Source organism: Enterobacter sp. 04-C-12-SI-ECC, assembly GCF_047530715.1.
In the GTDB taxonomy this organism is placed as follows: Bacteria; Pseudomonadota; Gammaproteobacteria; order Enterobacterales; family Enterobacteriaceae; genus Enterobacter; species Enterobacter bugandensis.
Map to the genome: position 1 here is coordinate 97518 of NZ_JBLKDI010000004.1, position 24339 is coordinate 121856.

Sequence of the window (24339 nt, forward strand, 5' to 3'; positions counted from 1 at the left end):
CACCTTTATGCGTCAACGAAGCCGGTAATTTGGGAAACACGGGAGAGATCGATATTGCCGCCGGAAATAATGCAGACGGTTTTACGGCCCTGAATATAGTGGTCAAGCTTGCCGCTTAATAACGCCGCGCAGGCCAGCGCGCCCGCACCTTCCGTCACCACTTTATTTCGCTGAATAAGGGCAATCATGCTGTTGCGAATATCGTCTTCACTCACCAGCACAATGTCATCGACCAGTTCACGAACAATTTCGAAGGTTAATTTACCCGGACGAGACACGTCGCAGCCGTCGGCTAATGTGCCGGTAACGCGATGGTTGGTTATTTCTCCGGCCTGCCAGGAAGCCGCCATGCCGTGAACGTTTTCAGACTGTACGCCGATAATATTGATTGTCGGGTTGATGGATTTAATTGCTGTCGCAATACCGGCAATTAACCCGCCGCCGCCGATAGGGACAATCACATTATCCACGTCGTAAAGATCTTCAAGAATTTCGAGGCCGATGGTGCCCTGGCCAGCAATAACTTTCGGATCGTCATAAGGCGGGATAAAAATGCGCCCCTCCATCTCGACGATTTCGCTCACTTTAGCGATGGTGTCGTTAAAGTTCTCGCCGTGCAGCACCACTTCGGCAGAATAGTCGCGGGTAGCGGCGACCTTGGATTTTGGCGCGCCCATCGGCATCACCACTTTGCCGTCGATACCGAGCATGGCGCAGGAGAGCGACACCCCCTGAGCGTGGTTTCCTGCGGAGCAGGCCACTACCCCTTTGCGTTTTTCTGCGTCCGTCAATGAACTTAACTTATTAAACGCCCCGCGTATTTTAAACGAACCGGTACGCTGCATATTTTCAAATTTCAGGAATATCTCACCCTTACAGCGTTCGCTGAGATAATTTGAGCGCGGCATGCCGGTTTTATAAATTTTCCCCGCCAGGCGTTTTCTGGCGTCCTGAATATCTTCAATGGTCACCGGGAGATCGTAGGTAATGTGCATAATATCCTCGTTATAATAATTCATTCTTTTCAGGCAAAGTCAGGGTATCAGAGCGTTAAAAAGCGTCGCTCCGGGTGTTTTAAAACTTAATTATTTCTATCGTCGTTTATCGATATCCATCGACGAATATTGTTTTGCCAGTTCAACTAATACTGACGCCGATTTTTTAATACTGTAATTTTTCGACCACACGGCGGCATAGCGCGCCACGGGTAATTCATCTTCCACGGGCAGCACAATAAACTGGTCTGAGCCGAACGGCGCAATCATGTCGCGGGGGATCACCGTCAGGTAATCGGCATTCAGGACAAGGTTATAAATGGTGACGACGGAATCGGTCTGGACGATGTTTTCAATGCTGATGCGGTTGTCTTGCAGGGTGGTCAGGAGTTCGTTGTAGTAGCCCATATCGGTTTGCGGCATCACCCACTGCTCATGCGTAAGTGATGCCAGTCTGGTCGGGCCGGTGCACGTTCGTGATTTACTCGCCACCAGCACAAACTCGGATTCAAACAGTGGCTCAACGTGAAGATCCTGAAGCAACATTCCGTCGCTCAGCGTGCCGATGGCAAAATCCAGCCGACCGTCGCGAATGGCGGGCAGGAATGAAGAGAGCTGCGCTTCATACATGGAGACGCGCGCTTTCGGGAACACTTCCCTGAATTTTTTGATCATCTCAGACAGGAAGGTGAAGCCAATCAGCGACGGATAGCCAAAGGAGACGTCCATGACGGTACTAAAACTGAGGCTGTTGATTTCGCTCACCATGTTTTTCATTTCGCGGGTGATCGACTCAGCGTATGATAGCAGCACCTGACCAGCGGCAGTGAGTTTTACGCCGGTGTTTTTACGCACCATCACTTCCACCCCGAAGTAGGATTCGATGTCGCTGATGATTTTGCTGACGGCGGGTTGCGTCAGGCCTAGTTGTCTTGCGGCAGAACCTATGGAGCCACTTTTAATGACTTCCTGAAATACCACGAGGTGCTGAGTTTTCGGTAGAATAATAGTGTTCATAATATTCTGCGCTTATTTCCCTATGACGCAGCGGATTCTACCCAATAATGTTTCAGGGGGTATGTGCTGTTACTCACAATTTGCTCCCCCGCGCATTTTACGGGCACAACAAGAACCTAAAAAATACTTTATAATCAATGCCATATAAAATTAAAAGCACACCATTACGCTGATATCGATCAATAAAATCAGCAGTAATAAATTTATTTTATGGCGATAACCTTGATAAATTTCTCTGCGTTAAATAAATCAATAAAGACGAACTTTCAGACAATTAAAGGCCAATAAATAACCGTTATTCCTTTTAAACATTCTTTCAAATTATCAAATTTTGCAGAGGATTTTTGGACAGCTTTTTATAAACAGTGGAATACGTCACACATTCATAGCCTGAATGTTTTTAATTTCAATATGTTTATATCAAATAAGAAAATATTTGCGATCTCTCAGTTAACATTCGCAACAAATTAACAACACTGTAAATTCACCATTTTTTAGGGTGAAATTTTGTGATAACGATCGTTTGCGGTAGGCATAGCGATGCCCGAAAGGGTCATGCAGTGAAATGTGCTTAATGTCGCAAATATGAGAATTGATGTCTTTTGTGCGAGTTGCCGGGTGGCGATGCGCATACCTGGGCAACGAAACCCCAAAAGCAAAACCCCGCCGAAGCGGGGTTCTGGAAGAAGTTGAAGCTGACCGATAAGCCGGCTTTGTATCCCATGCAATCAAGCACCAGAAGCGGTGGAATTCGGGTTGTAGCCCACAATGTATCTCATTCTCTCTCCCATTTGAAGTGCACGATACGTCGGGATCAAATGCCAAGAGCTGGGGACGCATCCCCCCTAGGTGTTCATATGCATTCAGACCCATGATAGTCTCACCTGCACTTATTCACCTAATTAATCAAGGAAAGTTTGCTGGCTCCCCTTCCGTTTCTGTGGAAAAATTGAGCTTCGAACTTTCAGACAACAGAGGGATGCTTATGTCGGTTTTTCAGGAATGGCTGCTCAGGATAGCTGGTGACAATTACTTTCTCTATATCAAACGATTGTCTGCCAATGATACTGGCGCAACAGGTGGACATCAGGTAGGACTATATATTTCTTCCGACATCGCTGAAAAACTACTTCCTTCCATCAACAATACCCAAGAACTGAACCCGTCTGTTTTTCTTACTGCGCATGTTTCATCACATGAGTATCCGGACAGCGAGGCTCGGGCTATCTATTACAATAATCGTTTTTTTGGCGGGACCCGGAATGAGAGAAGAATCACTCGCTGGGGAAGAGGAAGCCCACTCCAAGATCCTGAAAATACAGGAGCCCTTACACTTCTGGCGTTTAAGCAGGATGAGCAAGGCGGTGATAGTTCAGAGGTGAACATATGGGTCTGCGTCAATCCTGATGAAGAGAATATTATTGAGTCCGTTATAGGGGAAGTCATCCCTGGGACGCTTATATTTGGGCCATCCAGTGAAATTCTGGGGGGATTGTCTCTACAACATGCCCCAGTGAATCATAAATACAATATACCTGACGCTTGGAAGCAGCAGTTCCCATCAGGAAGTGAAATTATCCAGTATGCTGGAAGGCACTACGCAAAAAACTCCAATGACCCAGACGAACAGTTGATTGATAGACGCCGTATAGAGTACGACATTTTTCTTCTCGTAGAAGAGCTTCACGTACTGGACATCATTCGTAAGGGGTTTGGCTCTGTCGATGAGTTCATTGCACTGGCTAATTCCGTCAGTAATCGCCGAAAATCAAGAGCGGGAAAGTCACTTGAGCTACATCTTGAACATCTTTTCGTTGAGCATGGTCTACGACACTTCGCCACGCAGGCAGTAACTGAGGGCAATAAAAAACCTGACTTTCTATTCCCATCTGCTGAGGCGTACCACGATATCGGATATCCCGAAGAAAATCTCCGTATGTTAGCTGTGAAGACAACATGTAAAGACCGTTGGCGTCAGATACTAAACGAGGCGGATAAAATCAGACAGATACACCTTTTCACTCTACAGGAGGGAGTTTCTCAGGCTCAGCATAGTGAAATGCGAGATGCAGGAGTCAAGCTGGTTGTACCATCATCATTACACAGGAAATATCCGGAAGCGGTGAGAGGCGAACTAATGACGCTGGGGGCTTTTATCGCTGAACTTACAGGGCTTTACGCAGAACTGCCATAAAAAGCTCCCGGCATGTGAAGGCCGGGAGTATCCATTATGCTTTATCAGTCTTGGCAGAAACAGCCTTGAGGATGTAGGGCTCCAGTAGTCTGGCTACGGCTTCAAAGACAGGAACCACAACGGAGTTACCGAACTGACGATATGACTGCGTGTCAGAAACCGGAATTCGGAAAGGCTTGCCGTCTGGCTTTTCAAAGCCCATGAGGCGTGCGCACTCGCGGGGAGTCAGTCTCCGTGGGCGCCGAGCTTGGTTTTCAACATTCGAAAAATCTACTTCCCCAGCAGCCATATCCCAGCCACGGTCTATTAGAATTTCGGATCCGTCTTTATGATAACGGGCAGAAAGTGTGCGAGCCACGCTTTCTTTATCTTCCGGGTTAACGAGGCCAAAACCAAAGCCGTTACCTTTAGCGGCATGCTTTTTAGCATAGTTGTAAAGGTATTCCCAGAGTTTAGGCGTCAAGATATATTTGCTGTCAACCACTGGCTCCAGTAGCTCACCAAACGATGGACGTCGTTCGGGATAAAATCGACTGACGTCACGAAGAGTGAAGCCATTGTGAATATTCAGGTCGCGCCGGAACCCCACCAGAACGATACGTTCACGATGCTGAGGAAGAAAATGCTTGCCATCGATGACCTTAGGATCACTTTTCCCCATGTCCTTCGCATCGGCAACTTCATAGCCCAACTCGTCAAGCGTCTCCATGATGACTTTAAAAGTTTTACCTTTGTCATGGCTTTTCAGGTTTTTGACGTTCTCAAGTACAAAAATGGCTGGTTTTTTTGCCCGGATAATACGTGCCACATCAAAGAAAAGAGTTCCTTGAGCTTCACACTCGAACCCATGCGCGCGACCCAGCGAATTTTTCTTACTCACTCCTGCAAGGCTAAACGGCTGGCAAGGGAAGCCAGCCAAAAGCACGTCATGGTCAGGAACATGTTCATCGATATAGGCATAAGCATCTGTCTCTGATACCTCAGGCTTGTCACTAAGAGTGACTTCTCGGATATCGAGATTAAATGTATGTGTTCGCTCGTCATTAAACCAGTTAGCTTTATATGTACGTACCGCTTGTTTATTCCATTCGCTTGTAAAGACGCACTGGCCCCCGATCGCTTCGAATCCCTTACGAATCCCGCCAATCCCGGCAAATAGATCAACGAACCGAAATGCATACTCTGGATGATTTGCTGGTGGTTCCGGAAGCATTTTTCGAAGAAGTGCCTCCTCGGCTGAAATCAGTGACCTGGGGGAGCATTTATCATTGATCCAACGGTTAAGGGTTTCCCGGCTCCAGTCGTTTTTACCAACTTTTCTTAAGAGCTCTGCCACAAACTTCTGATCATAGATTTCCAGTACTTGCTCAATAAGTTTTCTATCATTTTCCTGTCGCTGCTTTTCTTCTACTTCAACTTTCTCAAGCAGGTCCTGCGCCAGTAATTCAAATTCAGACATAACGCCTCCAATGGGTCTTATGAGTGACACTCTATCACTCATTTAACCCAGATGGAAATTTTATTACTGGGTATTTAAACAGTATTTAACATAATTTCGGCTAATCCTTAAAGGCTGTTACAAAGGATGCTGCTTACAAGACAATGAAAGTCTTTCAGAACAACTTGCTAATGACCAATACTGAAATAAGTTAAGTGGTTTACCACGCCAATGCTTAAGGGGTTAAGCGCCGTTCAAAAGAGCCCCCTCCTAACGCACTGGTATCCCCACCAAATATCAGCAGGTGATTATGCAAGATCTTTCCAATGATAATCGAATTTAGTTATAAATATGAATTATTTAGACCATCTAGCATGTTAGGCGGCGATAGGTTCTAACCTTAAGACATCCTTCAAAATGATTGAAATGACTTTTTAAGTCATTATAATCAGTAGTGTTACCACCCCGGGTGCCTCTTCACCTTACCTGTTACGTGCTTGTACACAGGGTACAAGGACTAACCAGTGTCTCACTGGATAGAAAAGGAGAGCCATCATGGGCCCGAAAGTCGTTAATGTATGCAAATACAAACGCTTTCGTTTCGGTCGCTGGGAAGATGTGTGCAAGCACAAACGCTCGTTACCGAATCGCTAAGTGATACACCCGTCGGTGGTAACCAAAGATATGCGAAGGCCGAAATTTAGCTATTCGACCATCCATAAATTAATTTTATGCTATCGCCTCATCACTCATCATCGCATTAAAATGTGCATCATCGCCGGTATCTTTAAATATTCTTTCAAACATTTCCAAATAAACATGAGCGTCGATCGCTCCGATCGTTTGAATATTTTTACCATCAGAGTGTGAATGTCTATTTATAAATCGATAAAATGAGTTGTATCGTGGTTCTGCATGGGAATCTGCGAGAGTCTTTAGTACCTCTTTTAGTCGATCCTTTTTACATGAAAAGCTGAAATAATATTCAAGAATATTTCTCATCACATTCGGTAAAATTACAGGATTGACTATGCCATTTTTTGCATCTTTTAGGGTTTGCCACAATGATTGATATTCATTGAGAAGCTCATCTTTCTTGAGCTTGAGGCATTGACTATGAGCCCCTTTAATTATTCGATAAAAAGCCCAGTCTTTTATTATTTTTTTCTCAGAACTAGCTGTTATGACTAACTCTTGAAAGAAAAAAAGATTATGTGTCAATACAATAAACTTCTTAGCTATCTCTTTTAATATTAAATCATTGAAAATCATTGAAGATATTTCATATATATAATTATGAGAAAGGCTTGATATTGGATCATCAATAACGATAAATTTATCTTTGATAATATCATTTTTATTCTTGAGGCCCTTGCATTGCTCTATGAAATATAAAAATGAGATTATTGTTTTCTCACCCTCACTTAATGATTTAAAAACACTCTTAGCATTGCTTTGACCTTCCCGGTATAATTTATATGTTTCCGATTCATCCTGATGCTTGATCAAGGTAAACCCTGTAATACCAAGAGATACAAGACTATCATTAATCTTATTAATAGTATCTTCAATATTAACAACTTCACTTGCTTTTAACCTGTTTTCCTCCTGCAACTTTGCGTTTTGACTGTTAATGGTTTTAACTTCATCATTAAGCCTGTCAATTAAATCATCCAGTTCTTTTTCTTGCTCGTGATAACGATTGAGAGACGCTTCGTTAATAAACTTTAAATGGGCAAGAAGGTCTTGTGTCAGAATTCCGCGTTCATCAACATAATTATCAATCTTTTTGTTATGGGCTGCTATTTGTTCATTTATATGATTAACTTGCTTGTTAAGGTTATCAGCAACATCAATATCGCTAATCAAACCCACTGATATTGATGGTGACGAAAGTTTCTTTACAATAAGCCTCTCATTAGAATCATAATGATTTCTAATGTCACTTATATTCTTTGCTAAAAGGCTCTCATCTATTATTGCGGTAAGACCTTCGAAATTCACCAAGTAATTATCTATATTGCTTTTCCAAACTGCGTAACGTTCTTTTAGAGCTTCGATTTGCGCCAAATTTTCATTATAAGTTTCATCAAATATGCTTTCTAACTCTTCTTTTAACCGTTCACTATCTAAATATTGCTGGCAAAATGGGCATTGTTCTTCCGAAAGATACCGTACACCATTTCTCACCCAATCAGAGTTAGATAGCTTCTCAATAAATTTAGACAGATGGCTATTACCAGAACTCAATAATGGAGATTTCAATATTTGATGTTCTTCATCAGATAATATTGGTAAAATCAACTTTGGAACGGGAGTATACTTTACCCCTTTAAATCTTTCCAAATAGATATATCGTTCCTCCAGTTCAGTGAATTCATTGCTTCTAACTTTATCATGTTGATCAATAGCCTCGAAGAGTTTTTGTTTTCTTGACATCCAATTTACAAGGCCGCTAACTTCCGATTTCCTAATATGTGCCGTTCTGTTCCATATCTCGTCAATAATTTTTGAAAGAACAGATTCTTTTGATTCTATTTTTTCTTGAATCTCAGTTTGTTTGAGTTCTATTTCCTTATTATTCTTAATTAGCGTTTGCTTATTTTCTTCAATTTTTTTCGTTATCTCTGCATTTTCATTATTAAGAGTGAATACACCAGGTTGAGTTTGACTATTATGAAAATTTTCATCAATATAATCCTGATTAAAAACAAGAAACTGGACATCCTCCTCTGGTGCCAACCTGCACTTTTCATATTCTGGATTTTTTGGATTGAAGAAATATCCAGATATCGTAGATTTACCGCACCCATTTAGTCCATAAATCAAAGTGACCTTAGAACTAAAATCAAATTCAGTATCAATATCAGGATGGTAGCTTCTAACAGATTTAATAAATAATTTTGTCATTTGTCGTCCCTACATTGTAACAAAAATTATGTTTTGAACATTTAAGAAGATTAATCGGATGGAACTCAATGTCAGGAGGAAACATGGCTGTTACCTTCCACGAGAGTTAACCGATATAAAGCATACTCCGTGTTGACTGAGGCTTTCCATCAAATTTTGGGAAGAATGTGAGGATTAATTGATTTGTGTTAATATGTTATATCTCAATGGGACATTGAAATTTAGCATAACGAGTGAAGAATAACATTAATCGGGAGATCTGAAACTGACATCGGCGCGGACTATCCATACCATGCAAGCAAAAGAAAATTTGATTATTAGACAATATGAGGTAAGCATCAAAACACCGTTACGCTTAAGCGCATGAGGTATGTAACAATCGTTGATGTATCCCATTTGTGCATATAAGCACCTGAGATACATCAACTTATTGTTTTTAAAGAAGTTGAAGCTGACCGATAAGCCGGGTTCTGTCGTGGACAGTCATTCATCTAGGCCAGCAATCGCTCACTGGCTCAAGCAGCCTACCCGGGTTCAGTACGGGCCGTACCATGTGAACCCCTATTTGGCCTTGCTCCGGGTGGAGTTTACCGTGCCACGGACTGTTACCAGCCGCGCGGTGCGCTCTTACCGCACCCTTTCACCCTTACCTGATCCCGCTTGCGCGGGCCATCGGCGGTTTGCTCTCTGTTGCACTGGTCGTGGGTTTCCCCCCCAGGCGTTACCTGGCACCCTGCCCTATGGAGCCCGGACTTTCCTCCCCTCCGCCCGTCTCCCCCGAAAGGGACGACGACGAAGCGGCGACTGTCTGGTCAGCTTCGGCGCGCAGTATAGAGGGTTTGCGCGCCGCTGTCACCCTCAGGTGCGGGCTAGATGCTATTAACGCGCCACTTCCACCTTCGCCAGTTTTTCGTAGTAGCACGCAATCGCGCTGTGATCGGCCGTGCCCAGGCCATCCGCACGCAGCGCCTGCATCATCTCCATAACCGCAGCGGTCAGCGGCAGCTGTGCACCCACGCCGTGAGACGTATCCAGCGCGTTCGCCAGATCTTTGATGTGCAGATCAATGCGGAAACCGGGTTTGAAATTACGATCCATCACCATCGGCGCTTTGGCATCCAGCACCGTACTGCCCGCCAGACCGCCACGGATTGCCTGATAAACCAGATCCGGATTGACGCCCGCCTTCGTTGCCAGCGTCAGCGCTTCAGACATGGCGGCAATGTTCAGCGCCACAATCACCTGGTTCGCGAGCTTGGTAACGTTGCCCGCGCCAATGTCTCCGGTATGCACTACGGAGCCCGCCATCGCCTTCATCAGGTCATAGTATTTGTCGAACACGGCCTTATCGCCGCCCACCATCACCGACAGGGTACCGTCGATGGCTTTCGGCTCGCCGCCGCTGACGGGCGCATCCAGCATCTCTACGCCCTTCGCTTTTAACGCCTCGCTGATTTCACGGCTCGCGAGCGGGGCAATAGAGCTCATATCAATCAGCACCAGGCCCGGCTTCGCACCCTCGATGATGCCGTTTTCCCCAAGCGCGACCTCTTTGACGTGAGGGGAATTTGGCAGCATGGTGATGATGACATCGCACTGCTCAGCAATGGCTTTAGGGGTAGTAGCTGTTTCCGCGCCCGTCGCCATCACCTCAGCCACAGACTGTGGATTGTGATCGGATACCACCAGTGAGTAACCCGCTTTAATCAGGTTCTTACTCATTGGTTTACCCATGATCCCAAGACCAATAAAACCCACTTTCAGCGTCATAATCTGTTTCCTCAATGATGGTTATTTTTTAAAAGCGTCCGCTAATTTCTGCGTCGCTGAGCGGAACACGCCGAGGTCGCTGCCGACGGCAACGAACGTGGCTCCCCACTCCAGGTAGCGGCGAGCATCGGCTTCAACCGGCGCCAGAATGCCGCACGGTTTGCCGTGCGCTTTGGCGCGGGCAAAGATGTGCTGGATTGCGCGCTGTACGTCCGGGTGGCTGGCGTTGCCCAGATGCCCAAACGCCGCAGCCAGATCGCTTGGACCGACGAAGATACCGTCCACGCCATCTGTGGCTGCAATCGCATCGACGTTATCAACGCCCTGCTGGCTTTCAATCTGAACCAGAATAGTGATGTTGCTATTGGACTGGGCGAAATAGTCCGGCACGGTGCTAAACATATTGGCGCGGTGCGATACCGAGACGCCGCGGATCCCTTCCGGCGGATAGCGCGTTGAGGCCACGGCCAGCGCCGCCTGTTCTTCCGTTTCCACAAACGGGATCAGGAAATTGTAGAAACCGATATCCAGCAGACGCTTGATAATCACCGGCTCGTTAGTTGGCACGCGCACCACCGGAGTGCTGGGGCTACCTTTCAGCGCCATCAGCTGCGGAATAAAGGTGCTGATATCGTTCGGCGCGTGTTCGCCGTCCAGCACCAGCCAGTCGAATCCGGCCAGGCCTAACACTTCGGTGCTGATAGGGTTTGCCAGCGCGGACCAACAGCCAATCTGAATCTGGTGCGCCGCGAGGGCAGCTTTAAACTTATTCGGGAAGATATCGTTATTCATCACTTAACCCTTTTTTAATTCCGCAGTTTTAGCCAGTAATATTTATTCCAGAACAGATTCTTTATATTTATTTCTCTGACTGAATGGTGGCGTTATAAAATCGTCATTCAGTATAATCGGCTCTACACGTCAGCACATTGTTTTGATGCTCAAGTATTGCGTTACATCTCAATGCTATTTTGAGCATATGCACAAAGCAGTGGGCGCTAATGCACAGAATCAAGGATTAGTCCGCCTGAAACGATCGCGATCACATTTTCACTTTTCTTCTCCTGACATGCTTTATTTCTACGTTAAGAAAACGATTATCCAACGAGTTATTTTTCATAGCTGAAGCTTTGCCGGAGAAGAGTGAATAATGACCGATATTGTAATTAGAGAGGCACCCCCGACGGCGTTTTATATTAAGGTTCACGATACGGATAACGTGGCGATTATTGTCAACGACAATGGCTTAAAAGCAGGCACCCGCTTCCCGGACGGGCTGGAACTGATTGAGCATATTCCGCAGGGGCACAAGGTCGCGTTGGTCGATATTCCTGCCCACGGTGAAATCGTACGCTACGGCGAAGTCATCGGCTATGCGGTAAGCGCTATTCCGCAGGGTAGTTGGATTGAGGAGTCGCTGGTGGCGCTGCCAGAAGCACCGCCGCTGAATACGCTTCCGCTGGCGACCCGCGTTCCTGAAGCTTTGCCGCCGCTGGAGGGCTATACCTTTGAAGGCTACCGCAATGCGGACGGTAGCGTCGGCACCAAAAATCTGCTCGGCATTACCACCAGCGTGCACTGCGTGGCGGGCGTGGTGGATTACGTGGTGAAAATCATTGAACGCGATCTGCTGCCCAAGTACCCGAACGTCGACGGCGTGGTGGGTCTTAACCACCTGTACGGCTGCGGCGTAGCGATCAATGCGCCCGCGGCGGTCGTGCCGATCCGTACTATCCACAATATCGCCCTGAATCCGAACTTTGGCGGCGAGGTGATGGTAATCGGTCTCGGCTGTGAAAAATTGCAGCCAGAGCGCCTGCTTCAGGGCACCGAAGATGTCAAAGCCATCCCGGCTGACGGGGCCAGCATCGTGCGCCTGCAGGACGAACGCCACGTTGGTTTTCGTTCAATGGTCGACGATATTTTGCAGGTAGCAGAGCATCATCTGGACAAACTCAACCGCCGCCAGCGCGAAACGTGTCCGGCGTCGGAACTGGTGGTGGGAACACAATGCGGCGGCAGCGATGCGTTTTCCGGCGTGACGGCCAACCCGGCAGTGGGCTATGCGTCCGATCTGCTGGTTCGCTGCGGCGCCACGGTGATGTTCTCCGAGGTAACCGAAGTGCGTGACGCCATCCATCTGCTGACGCCGCGCGCAGTCAACGAAGAGGTGGGCAAACGCCTGCTGGAGGAGATGGCCTGGTACGATAATTATCTTGATATGGGCAAAACGGACCGCAGCGCCAACCCTTCGCCGGGCAACAAGAAAGGCGGCCTGGCGAACGTGGTGGAAAAAGCCCTCGGTTCGATTGCCAAATCCGGCCAGAGCGCGATTGTGGAAGTGCTCTCTCCGGGCCAGCGGCCAACCAGGCGCGGCCTTATTTATGCGGCAACACCTGCCAGCGATTTTGTGTGCGGCACCCAGCAGGTGGCCTCCGGTATTACAGTGCAGGTCTTTACCACCGGGCGCGGCACGCCGTACGGGCTGATGGCGGTCCCGGTGATCAAGATGGCGACGCGCACCGAGCTGGCAAACCGCTGGTATGACTTAATGGATATCAACGCGGGCACCATCGCCACCGGGGAAGAGAGTATTGAGGACGTGGGCTGGAAGCTGTTCCATTTTATTCTGGACGTAGCGAGCGGGCGGAAGAAAACCTTCTCGGACCAGTGGGGATTGCATAACCAGCTGGCGGTGTTTAACCCAGCACCGGTGACGTAATGGCCCCTCAGCCTTCCCTCTCCCCATAGGGGAGAGGGTAAAAAACCTTAAACCAGCACCACCTCAATCCCGCTTTTCCGTAATCCTTCCAGACTCTCCGCCGGAATATCTTCATCAACGATAATCATATCAATCCGTTGCGTATCAATGATTTTATGCAGGCTTGAGCGGTTAAACTTGCTGGAGTCGGTCACGACAATAATACGCTCTGCCACCTCGCACATTTTGCGGTTCAGGCGTGCTTCATCCTCGTTGTGCGTGCTCACACCGCGATCGAGATCGATAGCGTCGACGCCCAGGAACAGCAGATCAAAGTGATAATTCTGTAAGGACTGTTCCGCCTGGTCGCCGTAGAAGGACTGCGACTGACGCCGCAAGTGCCCGCCGGTCATCAGCAGCTCTACCCCTTCAGCTTCCAGCAACGCATTCGCCACGTTCATCCCGTTAGTCATCGCAATGACATCCGTGTGCTGGCGCAGCATACGAGCGATCTCAAAAGTCGTGGTGCCGGAATCGAGAATGATACGGTGCCCGGGTTTTACCAGCGCGGCGGCGGCCTGAGCGATGCTGCGCTTCACCGCCGTATTGAGCGAGCTTTTATCCTCAACGGAAGGCTCGATGCCAGGCGCATTCCCTTCGCAGATTAGCGCCCCGCCGTAGGCACGAACGGCGATGCCCTGCTTTTCCAGGAACGCCAAGTCGTTGCGGATCGTCACCGTCGATACGCCGTACAGATGAGACAGATCGTTAACCTGCACGCTTCCCTGCGCCCGCAACCGCTGAATGATCTGCTCTCGCCTTTCACTGGTGCCGGTGATGCGCTTTTCTGCGGATGAATCGGTGCTGCTCATACGAGCTCCTTAATCAATATTCTTTCGTTTCATTTCGTTTTGCCTATTAACGCCTTTCCATTACGGGAATGCAAGCCCTGCATGGTGACGATACGCAAGCTGACACCGCGCTGAAACCTTTCATTATGTTTCTTTTGTGAAACAGATCGGAAAACTATTATCTTTCGTTTTATTTTTATATCACCATGGTGCAGGATTAAATGAAACAAAACGAAAGATAAAAATCATTACCATCCGAAATGGAGAGGAAAGTGAAACATCTGACAGAAATGGTGGAACAACATAAACGGGGGAATGCAAACGGGATTTATGCCGTCTGTTCCGCACATCCACTGGTACTTGAAGCTGCCATTCGTTACGCCCATTCACGCCAAACGCCGCTGCTGATTGAAGCTACTTCAAACCAGGTGGATCAGTTTGGCGGCTATACCGGCATGACGCCCGCCGACTTTCACGGGTTTGTCTGCCAGTTGGCGGACTCGCTTGGTTTCCCGACGTCACAGCTGATCCTCGGCGGCGATCATTTAGGGCCCAACCGCTGGCAAAACCTGCCGGCTTTGCAGGCGATGGCGAACGCCGACGATCTGATCAGGCACTACGTGGCAGCCGGATTTAAAAAAATTCACCTCGATTGCAGCATGTCCTGTGAAGACGATCCGGTTCCTTTGACCGATGCGATCGTTGCCGGGCGCGCCGCGCGTCTGGCAAAAATTGCCGAAACAACCTGTCTTGAGCAATTTGGTGTAGCCGATCTGGTCTACGTTATCGGCACGGAAGTTCCGGTTCCCGGCGGCGCGCACGAAACGCTGACCGAGCTTGAGGTCACGACGCCAGAGGCGGCGCGCGCCACGCTTGAGGCACACCGCCACGCATTCGAGAAGGAAGGGTTAAGCGACATCTGGCCGCGCATTATTGGCCTGGTGGTTCAGCCCGGCGTTGAGTTCGATCATGCGCACGTTTGTGACTATCAGCCACATAAAGCCGTCGCGCTGAGCAAGATGGTTGAAGCCTATGACACGCTGGTATTTGAAGCACACTCTACCGATTACCAGACGCCGCAGGCGCTGCGCCAGTTGGTTAACGATCACTTCGCTATTTTAAAAGTCGGCCCTGCCCTGACCTTTGCCCTGCGTGAAGCGCTGTTCTCACTGGCCGCCATTGAAGAAGAACTGCTGCCGGCGAAAGCCAGCTCGGGCCTGCGTCACGTTCTGGAAAACGTGATGCTCGATCGCCCGGAATACTGGCAAAGCCACTATCACGGTGACGGCAACGCCCGACGCCTGGCCCGCGGCTACAGCTACTCCGACCGCGTGCGCTATTACTGGCCGGACAGCCAGATTGACGATGCCTTTGAACGACTGGTGCGCAATCTGGCAGACGAACCCATTCCGCTGCCGCTTATCAGCCAGTATTTGCCGTTGCAGTACAGCAAAGTTCGCGAGGGCGCTCTCAAGTCAACGCCGCGGGAACTCATCATTGACCACATTCAGGACATACTCCAGCAGTACCATGCCGCCTGCGAAGGCGTAACGACTCCACACGCATAATTAAAAAGAGGAAAACGCTATGCCAAACATTGTCTTATGCCGCATTGATGAACGCCTGATCCACGGACAGGTGGGCGTGCAGTGGGTGGGGTTTGCGGGGGCAAACCTGGTGCTGGTGGCAAATGACGAGGTTGCAGACGATCCGGTTCAACAAAACCTGATGGAAATGGTGCTCGCGGAAGGGATCGCCGTGCGTTTCTGGTCGCTGCAAAAAGTGATCGACAACATTCACCGCGCCGCTGACCGCCAGAAAATTCTGCTGGTCTGCAAATCACCCGCCGATTTTCTGAAGCTGGTTGAGGGCGGCGTGCCCATCACCCGTATCAACGTAGGAAACATGCACTACGCCAGTGGCAAACAGCAAATTGCCAAAACGGTCTCTGTCGACGCGAACGATATCGCTGCGTTCAACGGCCTGAAAGCGGCCGGGGTGGAATGCTTTGTTCAGGGCGTCCCAACAGAGACCGCTTTGGATCTCTTTAAACTGCTTTGAGGGATTCACAATGGAAATCAGTCTGTTGCAGGCATTCGCGCTGGGGCTTCTTGCCTTTATCGCGGGCCTGGATATGTTTAACGGCTTAACACACATGCACCGCCCGGTGGTGCTTGGTCCTCTGGTCGGCCTGATACTGGGCGATCTGCATACCGGGATCCTGACCGGCGGTACCTTAGAGCTGGTCTGGATGGGTCTGGCGCCGCTGGCGGGCGCGCAGCCGCCAAACGTGATTATCGGCACCATCGTCGGCACCACGTTTGCCATCACCACGGGCGTGAAGCCGGATGTCGCCGTTGGGGTCGCGGTGCCGTTTGCCGTGGCGGTGCAGATGGGTATCACCTTCCTCTTCTCGGTCATGTCCGGCGTGATGTCCCGCTGCGATCGCATGGCGGCCAACGCGGACACCGACGGCATAGAGCGAGTCAACTATCTGGCGCTGCTGGCGCTCGGCATTTTTTATTTCCTGTGCGCGTTTCTGCCCATCTACTTTGGCGCTGAACACGCGAAAACCGCCATTGCTATCCTGCCGGAGCGTCTGATTGACGGTCTCGGCGTCGCAGGCGGCATCATGCCAGCGATCGGCTTCGCCGTGCTGCTGAAGATCATGATGAAAAACGTCTACATCCCTTATTTCATTATCGGTTTTGTCGCCGCGGCCTGGCTGAAGCTTCCCGTACTGGCGATTGCCGCAGCGGCGCTGGCGATGGCGCTGATCGACCTGCTGCGTAAATCGCCTGAACCGACGGCGCCTGCGGCCCAGAAAGAGGAATTTGAAGATGGCATCTAATCAAACCACCCTGCCGGGCGCGTCTGTCAGTGAAGAGACGCTGCTGAGCGGCGTGAATGAAAACGTCTATGAAGACCAGACCATTGGCGCGGAGCTGACCAAAAAAGACATTAACCGCGTGGCCTGGCGCTCCATGCTGCTGCAGGCCTCGTTCAACTACGAGCGTATGCAGGCCTCCGGCTGGCTGTACGGGCTGCTGCCCGCGCTGAAAAAGATCCACACCAATAAGCGGGACCTGGCGCGGGCGATGAAAGGTCATATGGGCTTCTTTAACACCCATCCGTTTCTGGTGACCTTCGTTATCGGCATTATTCTGGCAATGGAGCGTTCCAAGCAGGATGTAAACAGCATTCAGAGCACCAAAATTGCGGTCGGTGCCCCGCTCGGAGGCATTGGTGACGCCATGTTCTGGCTGACCCTGTTACCCATCTGCGGCGGTATTGGTGCCAGCCTGGCGCTGCAAGGCTCCATTCTTGGCGCGGTAGTTTTTATCGTGCTGTTCAACGTGGTGCATCTCGGCCTGCGCTTTGGCCTGGCGCACTACGCATACCGAATGGGCGTTGCCGCCATTCCGCTGATCAAAGCCAACACCAAAAAGGTCGGCCACGCGGCCTCTATTGTCGGGATGACGGTGATCGGCGCGCTGGTGGCGACCTACGTCCGACTCAATACGACGCTTGAAATCAAGGCGGGTGATGCGGTCGTTAAACTGCAAACCGACGTGATCGACAAGCTGATGCCCGCGTTCTTGCCGCTGGTCTACACCCTGACCATGTTCTGGCTGGTGCGCCGCGGCTGGAGCCCGCTGCGGCTGATCGGTATCACCGTACTGCTGGGCGTTGTCGGTAAATTCTGTCACTTCCTGTAAAAGCAAAGAGGTTGCGATGTTAGGCATAATTTTGACGGGTCACGGCGGCTTTGCCAGCGGGCTTGAACAGGCGATGAGGCAGATCCTTGGCGAGCAGCCGCAGTTTATCGCCATCGATTTTCCGGAAACCTCCACCACTGTCAGGCTGACAGCTCAGCTAACGCAGGCGGTGAGTGAACTGGATCCAGAGCAGGATATTATTTTCCTGACCGACCTTCTCGGCGGCACGCCGTTTCGCGTGGCCGCGACGCTCGCGATGCAAAGACCGGGTAGCGAAGTGATTACCGGCACCAACCTGCAGCTTTTGCTGGAAATGGTGCTGGAACGTGACGGATTAAGTAGCGAAGCGTTTCGTCTGCAGGCGCTGGAGTGCGGCCACCGCGGCCTGACCAGCCTCGTAGACGAGCTGGGACGCTGTCGCGAGGAAGCACCTGCCGAGGAAGGAATATGAGCCAGCTGCTGCGCGCAAGGCGGGTGCTTACCGAAGAGGGATGGCGGGATGACCACCAGCTACGCATTGAAAACGGCGTGATAGCGGCGATCGAGCCTATCCCGACGGGCGTGGCGTCGCGCGATGCGGAACTGCTGTGCCCGGCGTATATCGATACGCACGTCCACGGCGGCGCGGGCGTGGACGTAATGGATGATGCGCCTGACGTGCTGGATACTCTGGCAATGCATAAAGCGCGCGAAGGCGTGGGCGCCTTATTAACCACCACCGTCACCGCGCCGCTGGAGGCTATCCACGGCGCGCTCGCGCGAATCGCCCGACGCTGCCAGTCGGGCGGCCCCGGCGCGCAGATCCTGGGCAGCTATCTGGAAGGGCCGTATTTTACGCCGCAGAACAAAGGGGCGCATCCGCCGGACCTGTTCCGGGAGCTGGATATCGCCGAGCTGGACAGGTTGATTGACGTTTCACTGCGCACGTTACGGGTGGTGGCGCTGGCGCCGGAAAAACCCGGCGCGCTGCTGGCGATTCGCCATCTTAAACAGCGCGGGATACGCGTGATGCTGGGCCACAGCGCCGCTACGTTCGATCAAACCCTCGCCGCGTTTGACGCGGGTGCCGATGGGCTGGTGCACTGCTATAACGGCATGACGGGGCTGCACCACAGGGAACCCGGCATGGTCGGCGCCGGGCTGACGGACAAACGGGCGTGGCTGGAGCTGATTGCCGACGGCCACCACGTTCATCCGGGAGCCATGCGATTATGCCGTTGCTGCGCGAAAGAACGCCTGGTACTGATCACCGATGCCATGCAGGCGGCCGGTATGCCGGACGGTCGGTATACGCTCTGTGGTGAAGCGGTCACGATGCAAAACGGCGTGGTTCGAACCGGCTCCGGCGGGCTGGCCGGGAGCACGCTCTCGCTGGATGCCGCCGTACGCAATATGGTGGAACATACAGGCATTACTGCCGAAGACGCCATTCATATGGCCTCGCTGCATCCCGCCCGCCTTCTGGGCGTGGATAACCAACTCGGTTCGCTAGCGCCGGGTAAACGCGCGAATCTCAACGCGCTGGACGGGGGTTTACACCTCCAGCAAATCTGGATTCAGGGTCAGGCTCTCCCCCTTTAGCCCTTTCATTGTGTCTCCTGTTGGCCTTACGGCACCCGATCGTAAGGCCTTTCTTTTCCTTTCCTTAAATTTTCCCTTTCCTTTCACGATCACACTTTTCGTTTTATTTCTTTTCTTTCATTGAAGTTTCGATTTCTTTTCTATAGATTTTATTTAACTGCTTAAGTGAACAAGTGAAACGAAACGAAAGATAGCGACACGATTGCCAGCGTCTGATGTGGAATTCACACGACTAAGGACTGAGTTATGCCACAAACCACTACCGCCGCGACAACCGGCACCTGGACCGAAGAAGAGATCCGCCAGCAGCCTGCCAGCTGGATCCGCTCGCTCAACAATATCGATAGCCTGCGCGCGTCGATCGACAGCTTCCTGACGCCGCTGCTGCGCAAGCACGATCTGCGGATCGTCCTGACCGGCGCGGGCACGTCCGCGTTTATCGGCGATATCATTGCGCCATGGCTTGCGAGCCACACCGGGAAAACTATCTCCGCCGTCCCGACCACTGACCTGGTCACAAACCCGATGGACTACTTCAGCCCTGCGCATCCGCTGCTGCTGGTTTCGTTTGCCCGCTCCGGCAACAGCCCGGAAAGCGTCGCGGCCGTTGAGCTGGCCAATCAGTTCGTACCGGAGTGCTACCACCTGTCGATCACCTGCAACGAGGCAGGGAGCCTGTACCAGACCGCCGTTGAAAGCGATAACGCATATGCCCTGCTGATGCCTGCCGAAACGCACGATCGCGGGTTCGCGATGACCAGCAGCATCACCACCATGATGGCGAGCTGTCTGGCCGTATTCGCCCCGGAGACGATCAACAGTCAAACCTTCCGCGACGTGGCCGATCGCTGTCAGGCGATCCTCTCCTCGCTCGGCGATTTCAGTCACGGCGTCTTTGGCAACGAGCCATGGAAACGGATCGTGTATCTGGGAAGCGGCGGCCTGCAGGGGGCGGCGCGCGAATCGGCCCTGAAGGTGCTGGAGCTGACGGCGGGCAAGCTGGCGGCGTTTTACGATTCCCCGACGGGCTTCCGTCATGGGCCGAAATCTCTGGTCGACAACGAAACGCTGGTGGTGGTGTTCATCTCCAGCCATCCGTATACGCGTCAGTACGATCTGGATCTGCTGGCCGAACTGCGCCGCGATCGCCAGGCCCTGCGCGTCGTCGCCATCGCCGCTGAAAACGATCCGGCCATTGAAGCGGGTCCGCACATTCTGCTGCCGCCTTCACGACCGTTTATCGATATGGAACAGGCGTTCTGCTTCCTGATCTATGCCCAGGTCTTTGCGCTCACCCAGTCGCTCAGCGTGGGCAATACGCCCGATACGCCATCCGCCAGCGGGACGGTCAACCGCGTAGTGCAGGGCGTTGTTATTCACCCGTGGCAGGCTTAAGAGGATCTGATTATGAGTATTATCTCAACGAAATATCTTCTGCAGGACGCACAGGCAAAAGGCTATGCCGTTCCGGCGTTCAACATCCACAACGCGGAGACGATCCAGGCGATCCTCGAAGCGTGCAGCGAAATGCGATCGCCGGTGATCCTCGCGGGCACGCCGGGCACCTTTAAGCACATCGCGCTGGAAGAGATCTACGCCCTGTGCAGCGCGTACTCCCTCACCTACGACATGCCGCTGGCGCTGCACCTCGATCACCACGAATCGCTGGACGATATTCGCCGCAAGGTCAACGCGGGCGTACGCAGCGCGATGATCGACGGCAGCCACTATCCGTTTGAACAGAACGTGCAGCTGGTGAAGTCGGTGGTCGATTTCTGCCACCTCAACGACTGCAGCGTCGAAGCTGAGCTGGGCCGCCTGGGCGGCGTGGAAGATGACATGAGCGTTGATGCGGAAAGCGCGTTTCTCACCGATCCGCAGGAGGCGAAACGCTTCGTCGAACTGACCGGCGTCGACAGCCTTGCCGTCGCCATCGGCACCGCTCACGGCCTGTATACCAAACGCCCAAAAATCGACTTCCAGCGGCTGGCCGAGATCCGTGAAGTCGTCACCGTGCCGCTGGTGCTCCACGGCGCAAGCGATGTGCCGGATGAGGATGTTCGTCGCACCATCGAGCTGGGCGTCTGCAAAGTGAACGTGGCAACCGAGCTGAAAATCGCCTTCTCTGACGCGGTGAAAGCCTGGTTTGCCGAAAACCCGCAGGGTAACGATCCGCGCTTCTACATGCGGGTCGGCATGGACGCCATGAAAGAGGTGGTCAGAAGCAAAATCACCGTTTGCGGCTCCGCAAACCGGCTGCAGCTTCCTGCTGAAGCCTGATTCCATCGCGCATTACGTCAATACCTAAAAAATAACTATAAGCCTCGCAAATATGAAGGCGCGTCCTTAAGCCGGACAGCGCCTTCCATTATCCTAAAAATCCGAGGAGTCCCAACATGACACAGGAAAAGTCGTTTAAATCGAAAGCGTGGGAATTTTTCCAAAGCCTGGGAAAGACATTTATGTTCCCGGTCTCCCTGCTGGCCTTTATGGGGCTGCTGCTGGGTATCGGCAGCTCCGTCACCAGCCCTTCCACCATTAAAAGTTTTCCCTTTCTGGGCGGCGAGTTAACGCAGCTGACCTTTGGCTTTATCGCCATGGTGGGCGGCTTCGCCTTTACCTATTTGCCGCTGATGTTCGCCATGGCGATCCCGATGGGTCTTGCCAAACGCAACAAGGCCGTGGGAGCCTTTGCCGGGTTCGTTGGCTATATGCTGATGAACATGAGCATCAACTACTACCTGACCGCCACCCACCAGCTTGCCGACGCCGCCACCATGAGACAGGTAGGACAATCGATCGTGCTGGGGATCCAGACCCTGGAGATGGGCGTGCTGGGCGGCATCGTGGTCGGGGTAATCACTTACTTCCTGCATGAGCGTTTTCAGGACACCGTGTTACACGATGCCTTTGCCTTTTTCAGCGGCATTCGTTTTGTGCCCATCATTACCGCACTCACGCTGTCGCTGGTCGGGCTGTTTATCCCGCTGCTGTGGGAATACGTGGCGCTGGGGATTGCCGGCATCGGCCATATTATCCAGAGCACCAGCGTCTTTGGCCCCTTCCTTTATGGCGTGGGCGTGCTGCTGCTTAAACCCTTCGGCCTGCACCATATTCTGCTGGCGATGGTGCGCTTCACGCCGGCAGGCGGCATTGAGATGGTCAACGGCCATGAAGTGGCCGGCGCGCTGAACATCTTCTACGCCGAGCTGAAAGCCGGACTGCCGTTTAGCCCGCACGTTACCGCGTTTCTGTCACAAGGGTTTATGCCGACCTTTATCTTTGGCTTACCCGCCGTGGCGTACGCCATCTACCGCACCGCCCGTCCGGAGAACCGCCCGGTGATTAAGGGGCTGCTGCTTTCCGGCGTGCTGGTGTCCGTCGTCACCGGTATTTCAGAGCCGATTGAGTTCCTGTTCCTGTTTATCGCCCCTGCGCTCTACGCCTTCCATATCGTGATGTCGGGCCTGGCGCTGATGGTGATGGCACTGCTCGGCGTCACCATCGGCAACACCGACGGCGGGATTTTGGATCTGCTGATCTTCGGCGTGATGCAGGGGATGTCGACCAAATGGTATCTGCTGTTCCCGGTCGGTATTGCCTGGTTTGCCATCTACTTCGTCGTCTTCCGCTGGTACATCCTCAAACACGATATCAAGACGCCGGGACGTGAAGTGGACGCGCAGGCTGCGCAGCAGGCCGTCGAAGCCAACACCCGCGCGCGTGGAAAATCGAAATACGATCATGGACTTATCCTGCGCGCGCTCGGTGGCAAAGAGAACATCGAGTCGCTCGACAACTGCATCACCCGCCTTCGTCTGGTGGTGAAAGAGATGGGCCTTATCGATCAGCAGGCGCTGAAGGCGGCAGGCGCCCTGTCGGTGGTGGTGCTGGATGCTCACAGCGTACAGGTGATCATCGGCCCGCAGGTGCAGAGCGTCAAAACCGGCATTGAAGCCTTAATTTAACAGGGGGTCGTTGTGTTTGATTTCGACAAAATCATCGAGCGTAAAAGCGATAAGTGCCGTAAATGGGACCATGCGTTTGTTTGCTCGCGCTTTGGTGATGTTCCGGAGGGGTTTATCCCGCTGTGGATCGCCGATATGGATTTCACCTCGCCGCCCGCCGTTATTGAAGGCTTCCGGCGCATCGTGGAGCACGGCACCTTTGGCTATACCTGGTGCTTCGACGAATTTTACGACGCGACGATCGCCTTTCAGCGCACGCGTCATCAGGTTGAGGTAGACCGATCGTGGATCACGCTGACCTACGGCACCGTGTCCACCCTGCACTACACGGTTCAGGCGTTCTGCCAGCCTGGCGACAGCGTGATGATGAACACGCCGGTCTACGATCCGTTTGCGATGGCGGCGCAGCGCCAGGGCGTGCGGGTGCTTGCAAATCCGCTGAGCGTGAAGGAAAACCGCTATCAGCTGGATTTTAATCTGGTTGAAGATCAGCTCAAAACCCACCGTCCCAAACTGTGGTTCTTCTGCTCGCCGCATAATCCCTCGGGCCGAATCTGGCGCGCGGATGAGATACGCCAGGTGTCCGATCTCTGTAAGCGCTACGGCACGATTCTTGTCGTCGATGAAGTTCATGCCGAGCACATTCTGGACGGTACATTCGTCAGCTGTCTGGCCTCGGGCTGTGCCGCCCAGGACAACCTGATCGTGCTGACGTCACCCAATAAAGCCTTCAACCTGGGCGGGCTGAAAACGTCTTATTCGATGATCCCGGACGATTCGCTGCGCCAGCGCTTCCGCCAGCAGCTGGAGAAGAACTCAATTACCTCACCCAATATGTTCGGCGTATGGGGGATTATCCTCGCCTATCAGCACGGCCTGCCGTGGCTCGACGCGCTGAACGGGTATCTGCAAGGGAATGCGCGCTATCTTGCAGACGCTATTCAGACTCACTTCCCGGCGTGGAAGATGATGAACCCGGAATCCTCGTATCTGGCCTGGATAGACGTGAGCGCCGACGAGCGCAGCGCCACAGCGTTGACCCAACATTTCGCCCAACAGGCCGGTGTCGTGATTGAAGACGGCAGCCACTACGTGCAAAACGGCGAAAACTACCTGCGGATTAACTTCGGCACCCAGCGCTACTGGCTGGAGCAATCCATCAACCGCATGCTGAAGCATTACTGATTAGGATCTT

Annotated in this window: 19 protein-coding genes and 1 other RNA gene; 12 read left to right on the forward strand and 8 right to left on the reverse strand. The window is 51.9% G+C overall.

All coding sequences use genetic code 11. The annotated features are described in order from the left end of the window. Positions 1-5 precede the first annotated feature (5 nt). Entirely contained in the window at positions 6-995 is a 990-nt protein-coding gene (tdcB, locus tag ACMWL8_RS08905; RefSeq protein WP_045260157.1) for a bifunctional threonine ammonia-lyase/L-serine ammonia-lyase TdcB, read from the reverse strand. 96 nt (positions 996-1091) lie between these two features. After that, complete coding sequence (tdcA, locus tag ACMWL8_RS08910) at positions 1092-2012, reverse strand: transcriptional regulator TdcA (protein ID WP_045260099.1); 921 nt, start codon at positions 2010-2012, stop codon at positions 1092-1094. A gap of 985 nt (positions 2013-2997) precedes the next feature. Between tdcA and ACMWL8_RS08915 the strand changes: the two genes are divergently transcribed. Next, on the forward strand, positions 2998-4206 hold the full coding sequence (locus ACMWL8_RS08915; RefSeq protein WP_045260156.1) for a type II restriction endonuclease: 1209 nt from the start codon (positions 2998-3000) through the stop codon (positions 4204-4206). A gap of 34 nt (positions 4207-4240) precedes the next feature. On the opposite strand, the gene ACMWL8_RS08920 is transcribed toward ACMWL8_RS08915, so the two are convergent. The 5 genes from ACMWL8_RS08920 to garL all read right to left on the reverse strand — a co-directional run bounded on the left by ACMWL8_RS08920 (position 4241) and on the right by garL (position 11116). Beyond that, a complete protein-coding gene (locus ACMWL8_RS08920; protein WP_045260098.1) occupies positions 4241-5665 on the reverse strand; it encodes a DNA cytosine methyltransferase in 1425 nt (474 codons plus the stop codon). Between the two features lie 708 nt (positions 5666-6373). Continuing rightward, on the reverse strand, positions 6374-8554 hold the full coding sequence (locus ACMWL8_RS08925; protein WP_045260097.1) for an AAA family ATPase: 2181 nt from the start codon (positions 8552-8554) through the stop codon (positions 6374-6376). A gap of 443 nt (positions 8555-8997) precedes the next feature. Continuing rightward, an RNA gene (rnpB, locus tag ACMWL8_RS08930) (RNase P RNA component class A) lies at positions 8998-9374 on the reverse strand. A gap of 59 nt (positions 9375-9433) precedes the next feature. Beyond that, entirely contained in the window at positions 9434-10324 is an 891-nt protein-coding gene (gene garR, locus ACMWL8_RS08935) for a 2-hydroxy-3-oxopropionate reductase (RefSeq protein WP_028014519.1), read from the reverse strand. 21 nt (positions 10325-10345) lie between these two features. After that, a complete protein-coding gene (gene garL, locus ACMWL8_RS08940; RefSeq protein WP_045260096.1) occupies positions 10346-11116 on the reverse strand; it encodes a 2-dehydro-3-deoxyglucarate aldolase in 771 nt (256 codons plus the stop codon). Between the two features lie 358 nt (positions 11117-11474). On the opposite strand from garL, the gene garD reads away from it, so the two are divergent. After that, positions 11475-13046 carry a galactarate dehydratase gene (gene garD, locus ACMWL8_RS08945; protein WP_045260095.1) on the forward strand — a complete coding sequence of 524 codons (1572 nt, stop codon included), beginning with the start codon at positions 11475-11477 and terminating at the stop codon, positions 13044-13046. A 47-nt stretch (positions 13047-13093) separates the two neighbouring features. On the opposite strand, the gene ACMWL8_RS08950 is transcribed toward garD, so the two are convergent. Then, complete coding sequence (locus tag ACMWL8_RS08950; protein ID WP_045260094.1) at positions 13094-13897, reverse strand: DeoR family transcriptional regulator; 804 nt, start codon at positions 13895-13897, stop codon at positions 13094-13096. A 239-nt stretch (positions 13898-14136) separates the two neighbouring features. Here ACMWL8_RS08950 and kbaZ point away from each other — a divergent pair, with 239 nt between their 5' ends. From kbaZ to ACMWL8_RS09000, 10 genes are all read left to right on the forward strand, one after another. After that, a complete protein-coding gene (gene kbaZ / locus ACMWL8_RS08955; protein ID WP_045260093.1) occupies positions 14137-15444 on the forward strand; it encodes a tagatose-bisphosphate aldolase subunit KbaZ in 1308 nt (435 codons plus the stop codon). Positions 15445-15463: 19 nt separating this feature from the next. Next, the gene (gene agaV / locus ACMWL8_RS08960) at positions 15464-15937 is read left to right on the forward strand and encodes a PTS N-acetylgalactosamine transporter subunit IIB (RefSeq protein WP_028014524.1); all 474 of its coding nucleotides are present in this window, start codon (positions 15464-15466) and stop codon (positions 15935-15937) included. A 10-nt stretch (positions 15938-15947) separates the two neighbouring features. After that, positions 15948-16727, forward strand: a complete 780-nt coding sequence (agaW, locus tag ACMWL8_RS08965) for a PTS N-acetylgalactosamine transporter subunit IIC (protein ID WP_028014525.1) — start codon at positions 15948-15950, stop codon at positions 16725-16727. Then, positions 16717-17595, forward strand: a complete 879-nt coding sequence (agaE, locus tag ACMWL8_RS08970) for a PTS N-acetylgalactosamine transporter subunit IID (protein WP_045260092.1) — start codon at positions 16717-16719, stop codon at positions 17593-17595. Before agaW ends, agaE begins: the two co-directional genes overlap by 11 nt. Before the next feature lie 16 nt (positions 17596-17611). Further along, positions 17612-18046, forward strand: coding sequence for a PTS galactosamine/N-acetylgalactosamine transporter subunit IIA (gene agaF / locus ACMWL8_RS08975; protein ID WP_045260091.1), 435 nt, complete (start codon positions 17612-17614; stop codon positions 18044-18046). After that, positions 18043-19176: an N-acetylglucosamine-6-phosphate deacetylase gene (nagA, locus tag ACMWL8_RS08980; RefSeq protein WP_045260090.1), complete on the forward strand. Its 1134-nt coding sequence runs from the start codon at positions 18043-18045 to the stop codon at positions 19174-19176. The genes agaF and nagA overlap by 4 nt, the downstream gene beginning before the upstream one ends. 246 nt (positions 19177-19422) lie before the next feature. Then, positions 19423-20571 (forward strand): SIS domain-containing protein, encoded by a 1149-nt coding sequence (locus tag ACMWL8_RS08985; protein ID WP_045260089.1) that lies wholly within the window; start codon positions 19423-19425, stop codon positions 20569-20571. A gap of 12 nt (positions 20572-20583) precedes the next feature. Further along, positions 20584-21456 (forward strand): tagatose-bisphosphate aldolase subunit KbaY, encoded by an 873-nt coding sequence (gene kbaY, locus ACMWL8_RS08990; RefSeq protein ID WP_045260088.1) that lies wholly within the window; start codon positions 20584-20586, stop codon positions 21454-21456. Positions 21457-21572: 116 nt separating this feature from the next. Continuing rightward, the gene (gene malX / locus ACMWL8_RS08995; RefSeq protein ID WP_045260087.1) at positions 21573-23144 is read left to right on the forward strand and encodes a maltose/glucose-specific PTS transporter subunit IIBC; all 1572 of its coding nucleotides are present in this window, start codon (positions 21573-21575) and stop codon (positions 23142-23144) included. A 12-nt stretch (positions 23145-23156) separates the two neighbouring features. Then, a complete protein-coding gene (locus ACMWL8_RS09000) occupies positions 23157-24329 on the forward strand; it encodes a MalY/PatB family protein (RefSeq protein ID WP_045260086.1) in 1173 nt (390 codons plus the stop codon). The last annotated feature ends 10 nt before the right edge of the window (positions 24330-24339 follow it).